The 16,554-nt window shown below is 66.9% G+C and carries 11 protein-coding genes; 9 read left to right on the forward strand and 2 right to left on the reverse strand.

The genetic code is table 11. The features are described 5' to 3' along the window. Nucleotides 1-93: 93 nt before the first annotated feature. The 9 genes from AB7M16_RS29590 to AB7M16_RS29630 all read left to right on the forward strand — a co-directional run bounded on the left by AB7M16_RS29590 (nt 94) and on the right by AB7M16_RS29630 (nt 13,873). On the forward strand, nt 94-1,080 hold the full coding sequence (locus tag AB7M16_RS29590) for a D-alanine--D-alanine ligase family protein (protein WP_439403483.1): 987 nt from the start codon (nt 94-96) through the stop codon (nt 1,078-1,080). A 347-nt stretch (nt 1,081-1,427) separates the two neighbouring features. Next, the gene (locus AB7M16_RS29595) at nt 1,428-2,456 is read left to right on the forward strand and encodes an FtsQ-type POTRA domain-containing protein (RefSeq protein ID WP_439364017.1); all 1,029 of its coding nucleotides are present in this window, start codon (nt 1,428-1,430) and stop codon (nt 2,454-2,456) included. Continuing rightward, a complete protein-coding gene (gene ftsA / locus AB7M16_RS29600; RefSeq protein WP_212254613.1) occupies nt 2,453-3,775 on the forward strand; it encodes a cell division protein FtsA in 1,323 nt (440 codons plus the stop codon). Before AB7M16_RS29595 ends, ftsA begins: the two co-directional genes overlap by 4 nt. An 87-nt stretch (nt 3,776-3,862) precedes the next feature. Beyond that, nucleotides 3,863-5,650: a cell division protein FtsZ gene (gene ftsZ, locus AB7M16_RS29605; RefSeq protein WP_172787250.1), complete on the forward strand. Its 1,788-nt coding sequence runs from the start codon at nt 3,863-3,865 to the stop codon at nt 5,648-5,650. A 364-nt stretch (nt 5,651-6,014) separates the two neighbouring features. Beyond that, entirely contained in the window at nt 6,015-6,977 is a 963-nt protein-coding gene (lpxC, locus tag AB7M16_RS29610) for a UDP-3-O-acyl-N-acetylglucosamine deacetylase (protein WP_172787251.1), read from the forward strand. Between the two features lie 241 nt (nt 6,978-7,218). Next, nucleotides 7,219-8,109 (forward strand): outer membrane protein assembly factor BamD, encoded by an 891-nt coding sequence (locus AB7M16_RS29615; protein ID WP_172787252.1) that lies wholly within the window; start codon nt 7,219-7,221, stop codon nt 8,107-8,109. 13 nt (nt 8,110-8,122) lie between these two features. Then, entirely contained in the window at nt 8,123-9,796 is a 1,674-nt protein-coding gene (recN, locus tag AB7M16_RS29620) for a DNA repair protein RecN (RefSeq protein ID WP_172787253.1), read from the forward strand. Nucleotides 9,797-9,956: 160 nt separating this feature from the next. Beyond that, nucleotides 9,957-12,110, forward strand: coding sequence for an NAD-dependent DNA ligase LigA (ligA, locus tag AB7M16_RS29625; RefSeq protein ID WP_453945983.1), 2,154 nt, complete (start codon nt 9,957-9,959; stop codon nt 12,108-12,110). A 308-nt stretch (nt 12,111-12,418) separates the two neighbouring features. Further along, nucleotides 12,419-13,873 (forward strand): cell wall hydrolase, encoded by a 1,455-nt coding sequence (locus AB7M16_RS29630; protein ID WP_453945984.1) that lies wholly within the window; start codon nt 12,419-12,421, stop codon nt 13,871-13,873. A 186-nt stretch (nt 13,874-14,059) separates the two neighbouring features. Here AB7M16_RS29630 and nadC read toward each other — a convergent pair whose 3' ends face one another. Both nadC and AB7M16_RS29640 read right to left on the reverse strand, forming a co-directional pair. Continuing rightward, nucleotides 14,060-14,938, reverse strand: coding sequence for a carboxylating nicotinate-nucleotide diphosphorylase (gene nadC / locus AB7M16_RS29635; protein ID WP_260382612.1), 879 nt, complete (start codon nt 14,936-14,938; stop codon nt 14,060-14,062). A gap of 10 nt (nt 14,939-14,948) precedes the next feature. Then, entirely contained in the window at nt 14,949-16,553 is a 1,605-nt protein-coding gene (locus tag AB7M16_RS29640) for an L-aspartate oxidase (protein WP_453945986.1), read from the reverse strand. Between the last annotated feature and the right edge of the window lies 1 nt (nt 16,554).

The following is a 16,554-nucleotide window of genomic DNA, read 5'->3' on the forward strand; positions in this document are numbered from 1 at the left end:
CCATCTCGCCTCTGTATCTGCGGCTAGATGGATCCCGGGTTCTCGCTTCGCGAGCCCCGGAATGACGAACTGGAGAGATTGCGGACTATGACCATGCGCATCACCATCCTCTTCGGCGGCTCCAACCGCGAACGTCTGGTCTCGGTTGCCACCGCCCAGGCGCTGCATCAGGCGCTGCCCGAGGCTGACCTCTGGTGGTGGGACGTCGAGGACAAGGTGCACGTCGTGCAGTCGAAGCAGCTGCTCGAGCATGCCCGCCCGTTCGAGGACGAGTTCAAGCCGGGCACGTCAGGCGTTCCGCTCGCGCAGGCGCTCGACCGGGCCAAGGCGGAAGATCGCGTGCTGGTGCTCGGCCTGCATGGCGGGCGTGCCGAGAACGGCGAATTGCAGGTGATGTGCGAGGCGCGCGGCGTGCCGTTCACCGGCTCGGGCTCGGCGTCCTCGCATCTCGCCTTCGACAAGATCGCAGCCAAGCGCTTCGCCGCGCTCGGCGGCGTGACGCCGCCGGAGAATCTTGCGCTCGATGATATCGACGAGGCCTTCGCCGAATACGGCCGGTTGATCGCAAAGCCCGCGCGCGACGGGTCGAGCTACGGCCTGATCTTCGTCAACGCCAAGCAGGACCTCGTCGCCGTCCGCAACGCGGCCAAGCATGAAGAGTATGTCATCGAGCCCTATATCGCCGGCGTGGAGGCGACCTGCGGCGTGCTGGAGCGCACCGACGGCTCGATCATCTCGCTGCCGCCGATCGAGATCATTCCGGGTGAGGGCAATTTCGACTACGCGGCGAAATATCTTCTGAAGTCGACCCAGGAGATCTGCCCCGGCCGCTTCGCACCCGAGATCACCGCCGCGCTCAAGGAGCAGGCGATGCTGGCCCATCGCGCAATGTCCTGCACCGGCTATTCCCGCTCGGACTTCATCGTCTCGGACAAGGGCCTCGTCTATCTCGAGACCAACACGCTGCCCGGGCTGACCAAGTCCTCGCTCTACCCCAAGGCGCTGAAAGCCGAAGGCATCGAGTTCGTCGACTTCCTGCGCGGCCTGGTCGAGCTCGCCTGCCAGCGTGTGCGGAAATAGTCAGGACTGGTTAACGGCCGAATCGGCGAAACCGGCCGGTTTGGCGACCAAAACCGGTAAAATGCCGGACATCGCGGCGCAAACGCCTCACATTGCGGGGCAAAATGCGCAAGTCGTTAACGAATTTTACCTTTTGTTTACCAGGACGTCCGAAGGTTAACGCTGGCGGCGCATATGGCGCTTTGGCTGCCGGCGCGAGAGCTGTCGCGGGTGATGTCACCTCCAGCGAACGCTTTGAAGGGGAGAGGTTTTCTTCTGCTGAAGACCAGCACCCGGCCCGGCACCGAGACGTCATGTTCGCCAGGATCCGCGCGATGTCGCGGGCAAACTGTTGACGAGCTCGTGCAATGGATGGAGCAGGAAGCCTCACCCGGTCGCTTTTCAGATCGCTGAGGCCCCAAGCTGACCTGAAGGCGGCCGCTATCGGAGCGGGCGTGCTTCTGCGCGAGTGGATGCAGGACAAGCACGAAGAGGCGCGCGCTGCCGCCAACGACAAGGCCAAAGCCAAGGCCAAGGTCAGGGCCGTCGTCGAGCGCGAGCCGCCGCCGCGCGTGGTCGCGCTGGTCGAGCGCTATCTGCCGCGCCGGGTCGGCCTCAGCATGACCGTGCTGCTCCTGATCGGCAGCTGCGGCTTCGGCATCGTCAAGGGCGGCCACCTCCAGGATTTCGTCACCGCGGTCAGCGATGCCCGCAATGCGCTGGCCAATTCCGCCGGTTTCCGCATCACCTCCGTCGTGATCAACGGCCGCAAGCAGCTGACGCAGGACGAGATCCTCGCGATCGGCGGCGTCAGCGGCCGTTCCTCGCTGCTGTTCCTCGATGCGGACGCGGTGCGCGACAAGCTCAAGGCCAATCCCTGGATTGCGGATGCGACCGTGCTGAAGCTTTATCCGGGCCAGCTCATGATCGAGCTCACCGAGCGCAAGGCGTTCGCGCTGTGGCAGGAGGCCGGCCGGCTCTCCGTCATCGCCGACGATGGCGCCGTGCTCGAGCCCTATGTTTCGCGCCGCTTCCTGTCGCTGCCGCTCGTGGTCGGCAAGGGCGCCGACACCCAGGCGCGTGATTTCCTGGCGCTGCTGTCGCGCTACCCGCAGGTCAATTCGGTGACCAAGGCCGCGATCTACGTGGGCGAGCGGCGCTGGAACCTGCGGCTCAAGGACGGTCTCGACATCCGCCTGCCCGAGCAGGACGTCGGCAACGCGCTTGCGACGCTGTCCAAGCTCGACAAGGAAGACCGGCTGTTCTCTCGCGACATCGTCGCCGTCGACATGCGCCTGCCGGACCGGCTGGTGGTGCAGCTCTCCGAGGACGCCGCCAAGGCGCGCGAGGAGCTGTTCAAGGACAAGAAGAAAAAGAAGGCCGGGGATTCCGCATGACCGGTCTCGATCGCACCCAGACGCCGAAGACGCGCCCGATGCCGCACAAGCGCGGCGGCATCGTCGCCTGCCTCGACATCGGAACCAGCAAGATCGCCTGCATGATCGCGCGGCTGAAGCCGTCGCCGCCGAGCGATGCGCTGCGCGGCCGCACCCATGCGGTGGAATTGATCGGCTACAGCCAGATCCAGTCGCGCGGCATGAAGGCCGGAGCGGTGATCGATCTCGGCGAATGCGAGCAGGCGGTGCGCCAGGCCGTCGGGCTTGCCGAAAAGATGGCCAAGGTGCGGGTCGAGTCGGTGCTGCTGTCGGTCTCCGGCGGCCGGCTCGCCGGCCAGCTGGTCGAAGCCGCCGCCGACATTCGTGGCGGCGCCGTGACGCCGGCCGATGTCAGCCGCGTCACCTCCACCGGCATGCGCCACGCCACCGGCGAAGGCCGCACCGTGCTGCACGCGCTGCCGGTCGGCTACACGCTCGACGGCGTCAAGGGCATCCGCGATCCCCGCGGCATGGTTGCGCACCAGTTCGGCGTCGACATGAACGTCGTCACCTGTGACGCCACCGTGGCGCGCAACCTGATGCTGGCGGTGGAGCGCTGCCACATCAATGTCGAAGCGATGGCAGCGAGCTCCTATGTGGCCGGCCTGTCGGTGCTGACCGACGACGAGGCCGATCTCGGCGCCGCCGTCGTCGAGATGGGCGCCGGCACCACCACGATTGCCGTTTATTCGGGCGGCCGCTTTGTGCATGCGGCGGGTTTTGCGGTCGGCGGGCAACACATCACGATGGATCTTGCGCGCGGACTCTCGGCGACCATTGCCGATGCCGAGCGAATCAAGACCTTATACGGCACCGTCATCACCGGCGGATCGGACTCGCGTGAGCTGATGTCTGTGCCGACAGCCGGTGACGAGCAGGATCTGCCGCAGATCGTCTCCCGCGCCACCATCGCGAACATCGTCAAGCACCGTGCCGAGGAAGTCTTCGAAATGGTTCGGGACAAGCTGAAGGATTCGCCCTTCGCCGCAGAGCCCAACGGCCGCGTCGTGCTCTCGGGCGGCGCCTCGCAGCTGACCGGTCTCGTCGATCTCGGTACCCGGATTCTCGGCCGCCCCGTGCGGGTCGGCCGTCCGCTCGGTTTTGGCCGGCTGCCCAACGAGGCGAAGAACGCCGCGTTCGCGGTGCCGACCGGACTTCTCGTCTACCCGCAATATGTTCACCTCGAACATGTCGAACCGCGGCACACGCGGCAGCAGGTCAAGACAGGGACCGGCGGATATTTCGGAAAGGTCGGACGATGGCTACGCGAGGGCTTCTGATGACCGCATTCTGCAATCTTCGATTTTCACCAACTCCCGCGGCCACCGGCCGGGGCGAACCCACGCGCGCGTGATCGAGAGGCAACCATGACCATCAGCATCAATGTTCCTGATATTCACGAACTGAAGCCCCGGATCACCGTATTCGGCGTCGGCGGCGCCGGCGGCAACGCCGTCAACAACATGATCACGGCGGGCCTGCAGGGCGTCGACTTCGTGGTCGCCAACACCGACGCGCAGGCGCTGACGATGTCGAAGGCGCAGCGCATCGTGCAGATGGGCACGGCCGTCACGCAAGGCCTCGGCGCCGGCTCGCAGCCGAACGTCGGCGCCGCGGCGGCGGAAGAGGTGATCGACGAGCTGCGCGACCATCTCTCGGGCGCCAACATGGTATTCGTCACCGCCGGCATGGGCGGCGGCACCGGCACGGGCGCGGCTCCCGTGATCGCCAAGACCGCGCGCGACATGGGCATCCTCACCGTCGGCGTCGTGACCAAGCCGTTCCACTTCGAAGGCGGCCGCCGCATGCGCACCGCTGAAGCCGGCATCAACGAGCTGCACAAGGTCGTGGATACGCTCCTGATCATCCCGAACCAGAACCTGTTCCGGGTCGCCAACGAGAAGACCACCTTTGCCGACGCCTTCGCGATGGCCGACCAGGTGCTCTATTCGGGCGTTGCCTGCATCACCGACCTGATGGTCAAGGAAGGCCTGATCAACCTCGACTTCGCCGACGTGAGAGCGGTGATGAGGGAAATGGGCAAGGCGATGATGGGCACCGGCGAAGCCTCCGGCGACAAGCGCGCGCTGACCGCCGCGGAAGCCGCGATCGCCAATCCGCTGATCGACGACAGCTCGATGAAGGGCGCCAAGGGCCTCCTCATCTCCATCACCGGCGGCAAGGACCTCACCCTGTTCGAGGTCGACGAGGCCGCGACCCGCATCCGCGAGGAAGTCGACCAGGATGCCAACATCATCGTCGGCGCCACCTTCGACGAAGCGCTCGACGGCCTGATCCGCGTCTCGGTCGTCGCCACCGGCATCGAGCAGGCCGCGATCGCCCGCAACAGCCAGGCCACCTCCGCGCCCGTCGCGAACCCGGCGCCGCAGGTGCAGCAGGCTGCCGCCCCGGCCGCCGCTGCCGAGAGCCGTCTCGCCGACCTGACCGCCCGGCTCCGGGCCGACAACCAGCGTCTGGCCGAGCGTGCCCAGAAGCTCGAAGCCCAGACCCCGGTCGCCGCGCCGGCTCCCGCTGTCGCCGCGCCCCGTCAGAACGTCGAGCGCGCTGCGCTCGCCGCCATCGCCGCTGCCGTGGCCGAGGTGCCGCAGGCGCCCGCGCCGCAGACCTATGGCGACGTCACCGTGCGCCCGATCGCGCAGAAGCCGACCCTGTTCCCGGAGCCCGACATGGCCCCGGTCGCGGTGCAGGAGCCGATGACGCCGGATACCTTCATCCCGCCGCAGGCCGAGCGTCCGGCCCGCGCGCCACGCATGCCGCGAATCGAGGAGCTGCCAATGCCGGCCCAGGCCGAGATTCGGCAGGCCCGCGGCGAGGCTGAGGAAGAAACCCCGCAGAAAACCCGCCTGTCGCTGTTGCAGCGCCTCGCCAATGTCGGCCTCGGCCGTCGCGACGAGGAAAGCGAGCCGCCGGTCGCGGCCCGCACCGCCGGTCCCGCCATGCCGCCGCTGCCTGAGCGCCGGCCGCAGAAGACCGTGGCGCAGCAGATCGCATCCAGCGAGCCGGTATCTGAGTATGCCCGCCGTCCTGCGCCGCAGGGCCTGGACGTCCATGGGCGCCCTGCACCTGTTGCGCCGGCGCCACAGGGTGACGACCATCTTGATATCCCGGCCTTCCTGCGGCGGCAGGCGACCTGAGGATTGTTACAATAAGGCAGACGAAAAAAGGTCCCGGCGAGAAGCTTGCCGGGACCTTTCCTTTTGCCCCGGGCATGTCCGGATTGCGCAGCCAAGCAACTGATTTTAAATCATTAATTACGCATTCGGTGGTTCAGTAAAACTGCCGACAGGGACCCCGAACACCGGCGCAATTTGGTTAAGCCTTGGCGCGAATACGGCAGGTTTGGGGTAACAATCGGTAAAAAAGCGTGAGTTGGCGCTGTTTGAGGCAGCAACTATGGTTTGCCGTGACTTGGGGATACGGGGATTCGGTAGTGTCGGCTCTGGCCGGCCAAGCGGGTCTCGTATAAGTCGCAGTGGGTCGTAGTGGGGCGGGTTCCTGATGAAATTTAGCCGGCAAACAACGCTTCGTGCGCAAGCCTCCGTGGCAGGCGTGGGCGTTCATTCCGGTCTTCCCGTTACTGTCACGCTTGGGCCTGCGCCTGTCGACGCAGGTTTTATTTTTGTCCGGACCGGACTTGAGGGAAGTGACCGCGAAGTCCAGGCGACCGCCGACCAGGTGATCGCGACCGACTTTGCCACCGTCCTCGGCGACCGCACCGGTCCGCTGGTGTCCACCGCCGAGCATGTGCTTGCTGCGCTGCGGGGAATGGGTGTGGACAACGCCACCATCGAGATCGACGGTCCCGAAGTCCCGATCATGGACGGTAGCGCCGCGGCCTTCATCGCGGCGATCGACCAGGCCGGCGTCGTCACCCAGCCGGCGCAGCGCCGCTTCATTCAGGTTCTGAAGCCGATCTCGGTCAAGATCGGCGATTCCTTCGGCGAGATCAGGCCCCACGCCAATGGGTTCCGCGTCGAGGTCGAGATCGATTTCACCAATCCCGTCATCGGCCAGCAGGCTTACGCCTTCGACGTCAACCCTGAAGGTTTCCGCCGCGAAGTCGGCCGGGCCCGGACCTTCGGCCTGATGAGCGATGTCGCGCGGCTCTGGAGCGCGGGCTATGCCCTCGGCGCCTCCTTTGACAACACCGTCGTGTTCGACGACGAGCGGCTGCTCAACACCGAAGGCCTGCGCTACGCCGATGAATGCGCCCGCCACAAGGTGCTGGACGTGATCGGCGATCTCTCGCTGGCCGGGCTGCCGCTGCTTGGCGCCTACCGCTCGGTGCGTGGTGGCCACAAGGTCAACCACGCCGTCCTGACCGCGCTGCTCGCCGACCGGACCGCCTGGCGGGTGGTCGAGGGCGAGGCTGCCCGCCGCACCACGCGTCCCGTGGGTGAGGTCGGTCGCGGCATCGTCGGCGGCCGGATCGCTGCGGCCTTCGGACCGGATGTGTCCTGACGCGGCCTGCCGCCTTCGGAACGTGGTTGGCGGCCCCGGGAAACTCCTGGTAACCATGATCGGCTAGCATTGCGGCAGGTTCGCCTTAATCCGGGCGAAATGCCTCCCTATCCGGTTCGTTAACGGTCGTTTTTCGGATACATCGGCGTGGTCGCACGGCAGGCACCACGGTTACATTCGCGCCCATGAGGGGTTCGTGGGCTTGCGGACACCGCATCACAGGGCGTCAGGGCTTAAACTCATGTCGGCACAGCGTATGACGCGCGGATATTTCTCGGTCTCGTCGCGAGCCCGCGGGCTGCTTCAGGCCGTCACCTTCATCATGCTCGCGCTGCCGCTCGCCGGATGTGGCACGGGCGCGCTCTGGGACAAGTTCACCGCCAAGGACGACACCTTCGTCGAGGAGCCCGCCGACAAGATCTACAATGAGGGCCTGTACCTCATGAACGAGAAGAAGGACATGAAGGCGGCGAACAAGAAGTTCGAAGAGGTCGACCGCCAGCATCCTTATTCCGAATGGGCCCGCAAATCGCTGCTGATGTCGGCCTATGCGTCCTATCAGGGCGGCGATTATGACGGCTGCATCGGCGCCGCCACCCGCTACGTCACGCTGCATCCCGGCAGCCCGGACGCGGCCTATGCGCAATATCTGATCGCCGCCTCCCATTACGACCAGATCCCGGACATCAGCCGCGACCAGACCCGCACCGAAAAGGCGATCGCGGCGCTGGAAGAGGTGGTGCGCAAATATCCGAACTCGGAATATGCGACCTCGGCCAAGGCCAAAATCGAGGGCGCACGCGACCAGCTCGCGGGCAAGGAAATGAACGTCGGCCGCTACTACGCCCAGAAGCGCGACTACACGGCCGCCATCAATCGTTACAAGACCGTCGTCACGCAGTACCAGACCACCCGCCATGTCGAGGAGGCGCTGTTCCGCCTGACCGAGGCCTATATGGCGATCGGCATCGTCGGCGAAGCCCAGACCGCGGCGGCCGTGCTTGGGCACAATTTTCCTGACAGCCGCTGGTACAAGGACGCCTATAATCTTGTAAAATCCGGCGGTCTCGAACCGAGCGAGAATCAGGGGTCCTGGATCAGCCGGACCTTCAAGAAGATGGGTCTCGGCTAGGAAATTTGGTTCCATGCTGGCGCGTCTGTCGATCCGTGACATCGTCCTGATCGAACGGCTCGATATCGAATTCGCCTCCGGCCTCGCGGTTTTGACCGGCGAGACCGGTGCAGGCAAATCCATCCTGCTCGATGCTTTTGCGCTGGCGCTCGGCGGCCGCGGCGATGCCGGCCTCGTGCGTCACGGCGCGGAGCAGGGGCAGGTCACGGCGGTGTTCGATGTCCCGAAGAATCACCCTGCGACGAAGATCCTGGCCGAGAACGGCCTGGACGACACCGGCGAGATGATTCTCCGCCGCGTGCAGCTCGCCGACGGCCGCACCCGCGCCTTCATCAACGACCAATCGATCAGCGTGCAGACGCTGAAGGCGGTCGGCACCGCCCTGGTCGAGATCCACGGCCAGCACGACGAGCGCGCGCTGGTCGATGCCGCCACCCACCGCCGCCTGCTCGACGCTTTTGCCGGCCTCGAAAAGGACGTCGCGGCGGTCGAAGCGCTCTGGGACGCGCGCCGCACCGCCAACACCGCGCTGGAGGAGCATCGCGCCGCCATGGAGAGCGCGGCGCGCGAGGCCGATTATCTGCGCCACGCCTCCGACGAGCTGAAGCAGCTCGCGCCCAAGGACGGCGAGGAGACTGCGCTGGCCTCCCGCCGCACCACCATGATGCAGGGCGAGAAGATCGCCTCCGACCTGCGCGAGGCGCAGGAAGCGGTCGGCGGCAATCATTCGCCGGTCGCAGCCCTCTCGGCAGCGGTGCGCCGGCTGGAGCGCCGCGGCGTCAACTCGCCGGCCCTGGTCGAGCCCGCGGTGAAGGCGATCGACGCCGCGATCAACGCGCTGGAGGAAGCCGACCAGCATCTCCAGGCCGCGCTGGCCGCAACCGATTTCGATCCGGCCGAGCTCGAACGCATCGAGGAGCGGCTGTTCGCATTGCGCGCCGCCTCGCGCAAATATTCGACGCCGGTCGACGGGCTCGCCGCGCTGGCCGCCAAATATGCCGCCGACGTCGTCCTGATCGATGCCGGCGCCTCGCGCTTGAAGAAGCTGGAGCAGGCCGCGATCGAGGCAGACAGCCGCTATGCTGCGGCCGCCAAGAAGCTGTCGCTGGCGCGGCAGAAATCGGCGGAGAAGCTCAACAAGGCGGTCAATGCCGAGCTCGCCCCGCTCAAGCTCGAACGCGCCAGGTTCATGACCCAGGTCGAGACCGACGAGGCTGCGCCCGGGCCGCAAGGTTTCGACCGCGTCGAGTTCTGGGTGCAGACCAATCCGGGCACCAAGCCGGGTCCCTTGATGAAGGTCGCCTCCGGCGGCGAGCTGTCGCGCTTCCTGCTCGCGCTCAAGGTCGTGCTGTCCGACCGCGGCTCGGCGCCGACGCTCGTGTTCGACGAGATCGACACCGGCGTCGGTGGTGCGGTGGCCGACGCCATCGGCGGGCGCCTGGCGCGGCTTGCCGGCAAGGTCCAGGTCATGGCCGTGACCCACGCCCCGCAGGTCGCCGCCCGCGCCGACCAGCACCTGCTCATCTCCAAGGACGCCCTCGACAAGGGCAAGCGCGTCGCCACCCGAGTCAATGCACTCGCCGCCGACCACCGCCGCGAGGAGATTGCCCGCATGCTCGCAGGTGCCGAGATCACGGCCGAGGCGAGGGCGGCGGCGGAGAGATTGCTGAAGGCGGCGACGGCTTAGGTTTGTGTCCCGGACGCGCGAAGCGCGAGCCGGGACACAGAGCTCTCGTCGCATGGGCCCCGGCTCTGCAGCGCACCGCCGAAGAGGCGCCGCGCTCGTCCGGGGCACGAGATTTCCACAAGCCTTTACCCTCCCGCCCGCTACGTCGTATCCAAGCATCATGGCCAGAGCAGCAAAATCCAAAGCTACACCGCTACGCGACGTCGCCGACCTCACCAAGGCGCAGGCCAAGGTCGAGCATATGCGGCTCGCGCTCGAGATCGAGGGGCACAACGAGCGCTACTATCAGGAGGATGCGCCGACCGTCACCGATGCCGAATACGACGCGCTACGCCAGCGCCTCAACGCGATCGAGACGCGCTTTCCCGAGTTCGTCACCGCGGAATCGCCCTCGCAGAAAGTCGGCGCCACACCGTCGGGGCGGTTCAAGAAAGTCCCGCATGCCGTGCCCATGCTGTCGCTCGACAACGCCTTTGCGGAGGAGGACGTGCGCGACTTCGTTGGTCGCATCGTGCGCTACCTGAAGCTCGACGACGACAAGATCGACTTCTCCGCCGAGCCCAAGATCGACGGCCTCTCGATGTCGCTGCGCTACGAGGGCGGCGAGCTCGTCACCGCCGCGACGCGCGGCGACGGCGCGGTCGGCGAGGACGTCACCGCCAACATCCGCACCCTCGAAGACGTGCCGCAGAAGCTGAAGGGCCGCAACATCCCCGACATCTGCGAGGTGCGCGGCGAGGTCTACATGACCAAGAAGGCGTTCCTGGCGCTCAACGAACGGCAGAAGGCGGCAGGCGATACCATCTTCGCCAATCCGCGCAATTCGGCTGCCGGCTCGCTCCGCCAGAAGGACCCGACCATCACCGCCTCGCGCCCGCTCGGGTTCTTCGCCTATGCCTGGGGGCAGATGAGCGCGATGCCGGAAGACACGCAGAGTGGCATGATCGGCTGGTTCGAGCGCTGCGGCTTCAAGACCAATCCGCTGACCAAGCTCTGTCACTCGGTCGAGGAGCTGCTCGCCTTTCATCACGCGATCGAGGAGCAGCGCGCAAAACTCGACTACGACATCGACGGCGTCGTCTACAAGGTCGACCGCATCGACTGGCAGGAGCGGCTCGGCTTCGTCTCGCGCACGCCGCGCTGGGGCATCGCGCACAAATTCCCGGCCGAGCGCGCCATGACGGTGCTGCGCGACATCGAGATCCAGGTCGGCCGCACCGGCTCGTTCACGCCGGTCGGCAAGCTCGAGCCGGTCGGCGTCGGCGGCGTGATCGTGCAGAACGTCACGCTGCACAATGAGGACTACATCAAGGGCATCGGCAACAAGGGCGAGGTGCTTCGCGAGGGGCGCGACATCAGGATCGGCGACACCGTGGTGATCCAGCGCGCCGGCGACGTCATCCCGCAGGTGGTCGACGTCGTCCTGGACAAGCGGCCGAAGACCGCCAGGGAATTCCACTTCCCGAAGAAGTGCCCGTGTCCGCTGCACACCGACGTCGTGCGCGAGGAGACGGCGACGGGCGAGGAGGGCTCGCGCGCCCGCTGCACCGGCGAGTTCGCCTGTCCCTACCAGAAGATCGAGCATCTGAAGCTGTTCGTGTCGCGGCGGGCCTTCGACATCGACGGCCTTGGCGAGAAGCAGCTCCAGTACTTCTTCGACGAGGGCTGGGTGAAGGAGCCCGCCGATATCTTCACGCTGGAGAAGCGCAACGCGAAGCTGAAGCTCGAGGAGGTCGAGGGCTACGGCGCGACCTCGGTGCGCAACCTGTTCGGCGCCATCGAGAGCCGGCGGAAAATTGCGCTGGAGCGCTTCATCTACGCGCTCGGCATGCGCCATGTCGGCGAGACCACGGCGCTGGCGCTGGCGCGCGGCTACGGCTCGTGGGATGCGTTCCACGATGCCTGCCTGAAAGTTGCTGAAGGTGACGAGGAGGCGATGGCCGAGATGGATGCGCTCGACCAGATCGGCGACACCGTGATCAAGAGCATCGCCGATTATTTCGGCGAGAGCCACAATCGCGGCATCGTCGAACGCCTGACCAGGGAGGTCGAGATCGTCGACGCCGAGAAGCCGAAGAGCAATTCGGCCGTCGCCGGCAAGACCGTTGTGTTCACGGGATCGCTGGAGAGGATGACGCGGGATGAAGCCAAGGCGACGGCCGAGCGGTTAGGGGCCAAGGTGTCGGGCTCGGTGTCGAAAAAGACCGATCTCGTCGTCGCGGGCCCCGGCGCCGGCTCGAAGCTCGCGGATGCGAACAAGCACGGCGTCAAGGTGCTGACCGAAGACGAGTGGCTGAAGCTGATCGCGGAGTGAGGGGCACGTCGGCTCCTCACGTTCCGTCGCCATCGCCGAGGCTCCTGTAACAAACGTCCCGTAATGATACGCGGCGGCAAGAGTTCCTTCACCTTTCGCGTTGACCCGATCTTTACCGCTTCACGTCAGGCCGCATTTACCAATGCGCGACGTCGCCCCGTGAAAACACCTGCATTCGCTTGAGTGTGCCGCATGCGCAACGCCGATTAACGCCCCGGCAACCTAAATTAGATACTCACAATAAAGATCGAATTGCACGGATGTACTGAGTTCGATCGGACGAGCGTAAGCGTAGCGTGAGTGTATCGATGTCTGTGTTGCGTAACCATCCGAAGGGCGCGCGGTTCGCGTCCTTCGGCATCGGTCTCTGCATCTTCGCATTGATGCCGAGAGAGACCGGCTATCAGGACATTGCTTCTCTGCTGGCGCGTCAGCCCGGCGTCGCCGAGCGTTGGCAGAAGCAGGTGTTCTCCGCGGCGTCCTCGATCCAGCTCGCCACCTACAGTTTTTCCCGCCCGATCGGCACTTCGGTTCCGCAGAGCGCGATGGTTCGCCTCGCAAGCATCGATGGCCGCGATGTCACCGGTGCGATCAGCCGCAATCCGGCGCTGCAGGCGGCGCCGCGCTATCAGGCCGCAGATTTTCCCAAGGTCGATCGCTCGCTGAAGGGTGATCGCCTCGCGACGGCTACGCCCGCGCCGGTCCCCGAGACTGCGGCGCCCGCCGCGACGCCCGCGCAGGAAGATCCCGCGACGTCGAACAGCTCGGTGTTCGGCGCCAAGACCGCCGCACTGCCGCAAGCGATGTCGCCGGAGTCCGCGGCCGCGCTCGACCCGGAGCTTGCGGAAGCGCTGCGCGCGCCGCCATTGCCGCAGTATTCCAATCCTCCGCAGGCCAGCGACGTCGCGCGCTCTTTCGCGGTGCAGCCGCTGGAGGCCCTGAAGCGGGCCACTGCGCCGACGACGCCCGTGCGCGATCCCTTCAGCGTCAAGACTTCGAGCCTGTTCTTCGGCAGCTCCTCGCTCGGCGGCAATCTCGAGAGCATCGAGAGCTGGCAGCCCGGCGCCGAGCCGCTGATCGTGATGCCCGACCCCGACATGAAGGTCACGGCCTCGCTGACCCCGCCGACGGCGGAGATCGCCAGGGACATCGAGAGCGGCGAGAGCGTCGCGCCGAAGGGCGAGGTCAACGCCGACAATCAGCGCACCAGGTCGCCGGCGGAGCGGCTCGCGCTCGACGAGAAGGCGCGCGCGAAGTCGGAAAAGTGTCTCGCCGAAGCCGTCTATTTCGAATCCCGCGGCGAGGCCGTGCGCGGACAGATGGCGGTCGCGCAAGTCGTGATGAACCGCGTGTTCTCCGGCAAATACCCTGATACGGTGTGCGGTGTGGTCTACCAGAACAAGTACCGCCACTTCGCCTGCCAGTTCACCTTCGCCTGCGACAACAATCCCGACGTGATCCGCGAGCCCGAGATGTGGGAACGCGCGAAGAAGATCTCGAAGGCGATGCTCGACGGCCAGATCTGGCTGCCCGAGGTCGGCAAGTCGACGCACTACCACGCCTATTGGGTGCGCCCGTCCTGGGTCGCCGAGATGAAGAAGATGTACAAGACCGGCGTGCACACCTTCTACCGGCCGCGCAACTGGGGCGACGGCAGCGAGGAACCGAGCTGGGGCACCCCGGCCCAGACCGCGGCGCTTTCGGCCGAGCTTGCCCAGGAAGCCAAGAGCTCGGCGGAGATGGGTGTGAGCGAGCGGAGGTAGTCTTTCTTCATCTCCTCCCGCTTGCGCAACTGCGCTCCCTCGCCCCGCTTGCGGGGAGAGGGTTGGGGTGAGGGGGACTCTCCGCGAGGACGGTGAGAGTTGGACTCGCGGAGACTCCCCCTCACCCGGAATCCGCGCTGCGCGCGCATTCCGGCCTCTCCCCGCAGGCGGGGAGAGGCGAAGACACTACGCCTCGATGTCCAGCGCGCAGTCGAAATTCGGCGCTGAATGCGTCAGGGCGCCGGCCGATGCATAGTCGACGCCGGTTGCCGCGATGGCGGCGATCGAGTCCAGCGTGACGCCGCCGGACGCCTCCAACTCGAGGCGACCCTCGTTGAGCCTCACCGCCGCGCGCAGCGTCGCAATGTCCATGTTGTCGAGCAGCACCGCGTCGGCCGTTCCGCTGTCGAGCACCTCGCGCAGCTGCGCCAGCGTATCGACCTCGATCTCGATCTTGACGAGGTGGCCGGCATGGGCGCGGGCGCGCTCCAGCACCGGGCGGATGCCGCCGGCCACCGCGATGTGGTTGTCCTTGATCAGGATCGCATCGTCGAGCCCGAAGCGGTGGTTGAAGCCGCCGCCGCAACGCACCGCGTATTTCTCCAGCGCCCGCAGTCCCGGCGTGGTTTTGCGCGTGCAGCAGATGCGCATCCTGGTGCCTTCGGTGCGCGCGACATAGTCCGCCGTGAGCGTGGCGATGCCCGACAGGCGGCCGACGAAGTTCAGCGCAGTCCGCTCTGCCGTGAGGATGGCGCGCGCAGGGCCCGAGATCGTCAGCACGTGCTGGCCGCGCGCAACCCGCGCGGCGTCGCGGACATGTGCGCGCACCTCGATGTCGGGCGACAGCTTCTGCAAGGTCGCGAGCGCCAGCGGCAATCCGGCGATCACGCCGGACTGGCGCGCGACAAGGATAGCCTGCGCGCGCGTCGCTTCCGGGATCGTCGCGAGCGAGGTGATGTCGCCGGCCCGGCCGAGGTCCTCGTCGAGCGCGCGCTCAACGGCCGCCTCGATCGCGAGCGGCGAGAGGAAGGCATCGGGATAGAGCAGTGAGGTCGGGGTGATCATGGGGCCTCCTTCAGGCGATCATGGATTGCGCAATGCGTGGCCGCGGGCGTTCATCGAGGCTCTCCGCGACCTCGCGCGCTGCGGCGAGCGTGGTCATCGTTCTCTGCGCCGGCGCCGGGTTTTCGGCCGGGTGATCGGAACGGAAATGCGCACCGCGGCTCTCGCGCCGCGTCCAGGCCGTTGCCGCAACGCGCAGGGCCGAGATCGCCATGTTGCCGAGGGCACCGTGTCCGACTTTGCGCTCGAGCCTGGCGAAATAGCGCACCGCTAGGGCCAGCCCGTCACCGTCGCGGATCACGCCGACATGTGCGCTCATCGCCGCGCGCAACCGCTTCACCTCTGCAGCATCCACCGTGCCAGCGCGCGGCGTCACCAAACCGTCGGGAAGCTGGGCGGGCGGGGGCACGGTGCGGCCGGCGATGTCGTCGGCAATGCGGGCGGCATAGACGACGGCTTCGAGCAGGGAATTCGAGGCGAGCCGATTGGCGCCATGCGCGCCGGTGGAGGAGACTTCGCCGGCGGCCCAGAGGCCGTCGATCGAGCTGCGGCCGTGCGCGTCCACCGCGATGCCGCCCATGTGGTAATGCGCGGCCGGCGCGATCGGAATCGGCTGCGCCGCGGGATCGATGCCGGCGGCGATGCAGCTCGCATGCACGGTCGGAAACCTCGTCGCGAAGCGCGCGCCCAGCGCCTGGCGCGCATCGAGGAAGGCGCCGCGCCCGGCCGCGATTTCGGCGAACACGCCGCGGGCCACGATGTCGCGGGGCGCGAGCTCCGCGAGCGGGTGGCGGGCGCTCATGAAGCGCTCGCCGTTGCCATTGATCAGCGTTGCTCCTTCGCCGCGCAGCGCTTCGGTGGCGAGCGGTGCCGGGTCGCGGCCGACCATGATGGCGGTGGGGTGGAACTGCACGAATTCAGGATCGGCGATCACGGCGCCGGCGCGGGCTGCGATCGCAAGGCCCGAGCCGCTCGCTTCCGGCGGGTTGGTGGTGACGGCGTAGAGATGGCCGAGCCCGCCGGTCGCCAGCACGACTGCGCGTGAGGCGAGCACGAGCGGCCGTGCCGCGGGATTGCCGGCCTCGCGCAATTGCAGCCCGGTGACCGCGCCGTCCTCGGTCAGCAATGCTTCGGCGACGCAGCCTTCCATCAGGCGGATCGAGGGCGTGCGGCGCACGGCCTCGCTCAAGGCGGCGATGATCGCGGCGCCAGCGCCATCACCGCGCACATGCACGATGCGGCGCGCGGAATGCGCAGCCTCACGTCCGACGGCAAGCCTGCCGTCGAGATCGCGATCGAACGGAACGCCATAGGCGAGAAGATCGTGAATGCGCGGCGCCGCGTCGCGCGCGATCCCGAGCGCGACGGCTTCATCGACGAGGCCGCCGCCGACCGCGACGGTGTCGGCGGCGTGTGCCTCCGGCGTGTCGCCTTCAGCCACGGCCGCAGCGATGCCGCCTTGCGCCCATGCGGTGGATGCGCCGTGCCCGAGCGGTGCTGCCGAGATCAAGGTCACCGGCCGCGGCGCGAGCTTCAGCGCGCAGAACAGTCCGGCAAGGCCGCCGCCGACGATGAGGACGTCGTCGGTGCGGGCGAGATGGTGGATGTCGTGTTGCATG

This window comes from Bradyrhizobium sp. USDA 372 (assembly GCF_053629095.1).